The organism is Soonwooa sp., assembly GCF_032062245.1.
GTDB lineage: Bacteria > Bacteroidota > Bacteroidia > Flavobacteriales > Weeksellaceae > Soonwooa.
Genome location: NZ_DAMBQF010000049.1, coordinates 1 through 5,913, shown reverse-complemented (window position 1 = coordinate 5,913; position 5,913 = coordinate 1). Strand labels below are relative to the sequence as shown.

General features: G+C 29.0%; 6 protein-coding genes. All 6 read left to right on the top strand.

Features of this window, described 5'->3' with window-relative positions; translation table 11 throughout:
* Positions 1-81 precede the first annotated feature (81 nt).
* The 6 genes from RT037_RS13560 (at position 82) to RT037_RS13535 (ending at position 5,644) form a co-directional block, all read left to right on the top strand.
* A complete protein-coding gene (locus RT037_RS13560) occupies positions 82-411 on the top strand; it encodes a hypothetical protein (RefSeq protein WP_313032265.1) in 330 nt (109 codons plus the stop codon).
* On the top strand, positions 408-809 hold the full coding sequence (locus RT037_RS13555) for a hypothetical protein (RefSeq protein WP_313032262.1): 402 nt from the start codon (positions 408-410) through the stop codon (positions 807-809). The genes RT037_RS13560 and RT037_RS13555 overlap by 4 nt, the downstream gene beginning before the upstream one ends.
* A 275-nt stretch (positions 810-1,084) precedes the next feature.
* Positions 1,085-2,353 carry an AAA family ATPase gene (locus tag RT037_RS13550; RefSeq protein ID WP_313032259.1) on the top strand — a complete coding sequence of 423 codons (1,269 nt, stop codon included), beginning with the start codon at positions 1,085-1,087 and terminating at the stop codon, positions 2,351-2,353.
* Position 2,354: 1 nt separating this feature from the next.
* On the top strand, positions 2,355-2,921 hold the full coding sequence (locus RT037_RS13545; protein ID WP_313032256.1) for a DUF4276 family protein: 567 nt from the start codon (positions 2,355-2,357) through the stop codon (positions 2,919-2,921).
* Positions 2,922-3,228: 307 nt separating this feature from the next.
* Positions 3,229-4,596: a DNA (cytosine-5-)-methyltransferase gene (locus tag RT037_RS13540; protein WP_313032253.1), complete on the top strand. Its 1,368-nt coding sequence runs from the start codon at positions 3,229-3,231 to the stop codon at positions 4,594-4,596.
* Positions 4,580-5,644 carry a hypothetical protein gene (locus tag RT037_RS13535; protein WP_313032250.1) on the top strand — a complete coding sequence of 355 codons (1,065 nt, stop codon included), beginning with the start codon at positions 4,580-4,582 and terminating at the stop codon, positions 5,642-5,644. The genes RT037_RS13540 and RT037_RS13535 overlap by 17 nt, the downstream gene beginning before the upstream one ends.
* Positions 5,645-5,913 lie beyond the last annotated feature (269 nt).

Sequence of the window (5,913 nt, the reverse complement as noted above, 5' to 3'; positions counted from 1 at the left end):
CAAAGCTATGGCAGCCTCGTTTTTGGCGTAACTTCGCAAAGCCCTTTCCCGTTATACGACATTTTATGAAAACCCTCACAAATGACAAAAAAATATAAAATAAAAGAAATTCAAAAAAGACTTCCTGAAGATATTAAATTTTTTGATGAAACCAAATTTGAATTGACTGAAGATGAATTTGTGGGAATTTTATCTTGGATAAAATATTTTAACGCACATTTCAAAAAGTATGGAAAGAATGAGCATCCAAAAGTCATTTTTCCAATAATTTCAAAGAGATTGCGCATAGATTTCGGATTATATCGCTTTCCTAGCGATGTTGAATCTCAAAAAGGTGATTTTGTTATTTATTTATCAGAAAATTCACCAAAACAAACTGTAAAAAAAATTATTAATACTTGGCAATTATGAAATTTTCTTACTCTAACAAAAGGTTATATATTAATTTAGTTCTAGGAATTTTGTGGACAATTATTGGCACAAGTTATTTTTTTGATAAAGAAAATATGAGATGGAATCATTATCTTTTTATTGTTCTCGGTATGCTTTATTTGACAATGTTCGGTTATGAATATTCTAAAAAATATTTTGAAATTAGTAATGATAAAATAAAACTATTTACAATTCCAAATAAAGAAATTAATTTAAGTGAAATAAAAGAAGTAAAATATTATGCTGACGATTACACTTTTAAAACACCAAAAAAATCCTTAAAAATTGTAAAATCGCAGATTAACAAAAAACAACTTCCTGAATTTGAGAATTTCTTTAATGACTTACAAAATAAATTAAAGAAAAACGTCGTATAACATAGTATTTGCAAAAGGCGGGGTTGAATTTATAATAGAACTACCAGTTGCTTTTAGTCGCAACTTGCTTTTCATATTGTATTTTTTTGTAATTTAACAATCTGAAAAAGCAATTTGCTTCGTTCGGTCGAAATTGAACTTTTCGTTCTATTTAGCCCGCCCTTCGCAAATACTTTTTCCGTTAGCTGTAATTGCAAACAAAAATGATTTCCAAATAAATTCTAAAAACATCAATAAAAATTTCTTATTTTAGCAAATCTAAAATAGATGTGTTAATGAAACAATTTATAAAATATGTAAAACTATCAGGATATAAATCAATTGAAGAATTATCAATTGATTTTGAACCTAATTTAAATATTTTAATTGGTAAAAATGCTGTTGGAAAAACAAATTTTATTACTTTTTTAAATAACACTTTAAACTTTGACTTTTCGAATTCAAATAATTTTGAAGCCACTTTTGAAATTAAGGGAGATGAGTTCAATCACAAATTCTCATTTGAAAAAAAAACCAATATACAAACAAAAATTCAGAAAGAAGATAATAAAACCTTTGATATATTTAAACCTAAAAAAATTAATCCGAATTTTATAGGAAAATTATTAGTACAAAACAAGAAAACTAAAGTTATTGGCGAATTTACAGTCGAAGACGAAAGTCAATGTTCTCAAATATTTACAAAAAATTTAAGTGAGGATAACATTAGTTTAAGATCAATCTTCATTAAACACGGGCTTCCAAAAAATTATTCAATCATAGAGTCACCTCTTAACATAGAATTATGGAATGAATATGTATCCGACAATTTTTTAAATCTTTATAACGCTGATAATCAAAGTCTTTTCTTTAAGAAAATGCTTTTTGCAACAATTAATATGGATTTATTAAATGGAAATTATTTTAACAATAGACTTAAAAAGGAAGATTCCATCAAAAAATTCATCAATAAAAAGAGAGAAGAATATAAAAAAAGTGTCTTTGGAGAAACAAAATTTTTGAACGAATTAAGATATCTCCTGAGAGAATACTCGCCAATTTTTGACCTACGTATAAATGATAGTTTTAATATAGATATCGACTTCGAAAGTCACAAAATTGTTTTAAGAAATTTTTTTTTAGAGTTTTTTGTTGACAATAAATGGTTTACTTTTGATGAACTTTCTGACGGCACTAAAAGACTATTTTATATTATTTCAGAAATATTCATCTCTGAAATAAATGTATATTATTCAGAAGTAAACCTCCTCAATATTATTTTCATTGAAGAGCCTGAATTAGGTATTCATCCACATCAACTCTATCAATTAATGAGGTTCTTAAAAGAGAAAAGTAGAAATAATCAAATTATCATCACAACTCATTCTCCACTATCATTAGATATATTAGAAAAAAATGAGTTAGATTCAATAATTATAGCGTCAAAGTCAAATGGACAAACTAAATTAAAAAAGCTTAGCAAAGCAAAACTTGAAAAAGCTAAATTATATATGGATGATTTGAATTTAAGTGATTTTTGGTTGAATTCAAATTTGGAGGATTAATATGAAAGTTGGATTAGTTGGCGAAGCTCCAGCAGACACTCAGTCAATAAAAAACTTATTAAAAAAACGATATAGTAGTATTGACTTTATTGAATTGCTAAGAAATAAAATTACGGGCTCATCTTTAGAAAATCAAAAAACAAAGACAGAGCTTCGTATAGAATGCATTACAGAAAGACCTGATATAGTGATTTTCATTAGAGATCTTGATGGTTTATTAACAAAAGACTTTAGATTAAAACGTTTACAAAGGCAAAATTATTATAAATCTTTTAAAGGTTGCACTCAAGTTAAAAAAACTGTTTTTCTTCTCAATATTTGGGAAATTGAAGCATTAATTTTGGCAGATATTGAAGCATTTAATAAATTTTACAATTGTTCTATTGAATATAATGAAAACCCTATGTTGGTAAAAGAACCTAAAGAACTTCTTTATAGTTTTCATAAAAAGTATTCAGAATCCCATAATGGTGAAATATTTGAAATATCAGATTTTGATAAAGTTTACGAAAACTGTGATTATTTTAAATCTTTCATCAACAAGTTTGAACGTTTACTAATGCCTTAAAGCAACTACAGCTAACATGGGTTTTGCAAGATGCGGGATTGAAGGAAATCTCAGAAAACTTTTAAGCAGTACCCGCAAAAAACCATTTCATTTTTTTTTGTAAATTTGAAAAAATGAAAATGGTTTTTGCTAGCATTCGGTCACCTCTTGAAATTTCGGTTACAGTAGCCCGCACCTCGCAAAGCCCTTTCCCGTTATACGACACCCTATTCGAAATTCTGCTTTAAAACAAAAAGAAAATTACAAGATGCGATAATTTATCATATAATTTCTATCTTTGAATTAAAATAAAATTGTAATTTTTAAAATGTTTGATGAAGATAGAAATAGAGAAAATTTAGTAGTAAAAGAACCTCAATTAGAGATTTTATACTATTCCAAACCAAAAACCGAAAAGAAAAAAGACACCTTAAATGTGCTTTCTCTTTTTTCAGGTTGCGGTGGAATGGATTTAGGTTTTGAGGGTGGTTTTTCTGTTTTAAAATCTTCGGTGAACGAAGTTCTAAATCCTAATTACATTGAAAAAAATCTTAAAAATGGTTTTGTCCAATTAAGAAAAACAAAATTCAAAACTGTTTTTGCAAATGATATTTTGCCAGATGCAAGAAATGCTTGGGTAAATTATTTTTCTAATCGTGGTCATAATGCTGAAAATTTTTATCAAGACAGCATTGTAGATTTAGTAAAAATGTATAAAAACGGCAATAATGTTTTTCCTGAAGATGTTGATGTTGTGACAGGTGGGTTTCCATGTCAAGATTTCAGTCTTGCCGGAAAAAGAAATGGTTTTAATTCGCATAAAAATCACAAAGGGGAACTCATTAACGATAAAACTGCTTCGGTAGAAACTCGCGGTCAACTTTATATGTGGATGAAAGAAGTTATTGAGATTACACAGCCAAAAATTTTTATTGCAGAAAATGTAAAGGGTTTAGTAAATCTTGGCGATGTAAAATCTATTATTCAAAGTGATTTTTCTTCTGCAAATGGTAATGGATATATTGTGCTTGATCCACAAGTTTTGCATTCGGCTGATTACGGAGTTCCGCAATCAAGAGAAAGAGTAATATTTATAGGAATAAAAAAATCCGCATTGACAAAAACTGCTTTAGCTGAATTGCAAAAAGATATAATTTCTGAAAATTATAATCCGTATCCAAAACCAACCCACGCATACAGCAATGCAGGAGAAAATTTAAAACCTTTCGTCCAATTAAAAGAAATTTTCAAAGGTTTGGAAGAACCTGAAAATTCGGACGACCTTTCTCAAAAATCATATTCAAGAGCAAAGTTTATGGGGAAACATTGCCAAGGTCAGACAGAAATAAAACTTTCAAATATCTCTCCGACAATTCGTGCAGAACACCACGGAAATATCGAATTTAGAAGACTTTCAAAGGAAAATGGAGGTTTACACGAATCAGAACTGAGAAAAGGTTTGGCAGAAAGAAGATTAACCGTAAGAGAATGTGCGTTAATACAAACCTTTCCGCCTGACTATGAATTTGTGATTGAAAACAAAAATGGAAGAAAAGGTTCATTTTTAGTAAGTCCTTCACAAGCATATAAAATAATTGGTAATGCAGTTCCACCACTTTTAGCATATAATTTGGCAGCGAGAATAGAGAAAATTTGGGATTTATATTTTGGAAAACAATATGATAGTATCAGTTAATTCAGACCCAAACAGAAGTGAGTTTGATTTATTATTAGGCTCAACAATAACAGAGTTAAATTTACATGCAAAAAAATCTTCAAAAAAAGTAGCTACACTTTTAGGAAGAAATTTAGAGCCATTTGTAAAAGATGTAATGACGGAAATTGCTGTTGGAACTCCTTTTGAAAACTCTATTGAATTAATTGGGGGACAAAAATTTCCCGATATTGTTGCAAAAAAATATTATGGAATTGAGGTCAAGACTACAACTCAAAATCATTGGAAATCAACAGGAAATAGCGTTTTGGAAAGCACAAGAGTTAATGATGTGGGAAGAATTTTTATGCTTTTTGCAAAATTAGCAGAACCAATTGAATTTCGTTGTCGTCCTTACGAAGAAGTTCTTTCGGAAGTTGTTGTAACACATTCGCCAAGATATCTTATTGATATGAATTTGGAACAAGGCAAAACTATTTTTGACAAGATAAAAATGCCTTATGACATTTTGAGAAAAAAGGAAAATCCAATAAAGCCAATTGTAAGTTACTACAAAAGCAAACTAAAAGCAGGAGAAGAGCTTTGGTGGATGGATAGCGAAAGCAATAATACTGCAAGTAATATTGTTATTCGGATTTGGAATAATTTACCACAGAGTGAAAAACAAGATATTAAAAATCGTTCAATGATTTATTTTCCTGAACTTTTCGGAAATCGTAGCGACAAGTTTAACCGAGTTGCAATTTGGCTCGCAACAAGACAATCAATAGTTTGTCCAAATATCCGTGATTTATTTACAGCAGGAGGAAAAGTAGATATTTTTATTGGGTCAAAAACTTACACTAAAGTTCCGAGAATTTTCCTAAATCTTTTCCAAAACCTTTCAAAAATTATAGAAAATATCGTAGATATTTCTGCTTTGGAGTTATCAGAATATTGGGAAATGAAAACAACTGAAAAAAGAAAAATTTCAGATTGGGTTGATTTAGTTTCAGAAAATGCAAAATCAATAAGAGATGCTCAACACTTGAATATCAAAGAAATGCTAACTGAACAAATATACCGCTAAAAAAGGGCGTCGTATAACATTGTATTGGCAAAATGCGGGGTTTAGGGAAAAATTGAACTTTTTGCAATATTTAGCCGCCAATATTTTTCAATTCCACATTTTTTTCTAACTTAGTTCCATTGATAAAATATTGGCTACGATTGGTCTGAAATTGAAGTTTCTTTCAAATTAAGCCCGCACTTCGCCAATACTTTTTCCGTTGTGCGATATGTTATCGCCGTTTCAGAAATTTAGTGCAACAAATGTTAAAATAATTAACACAATTTTAT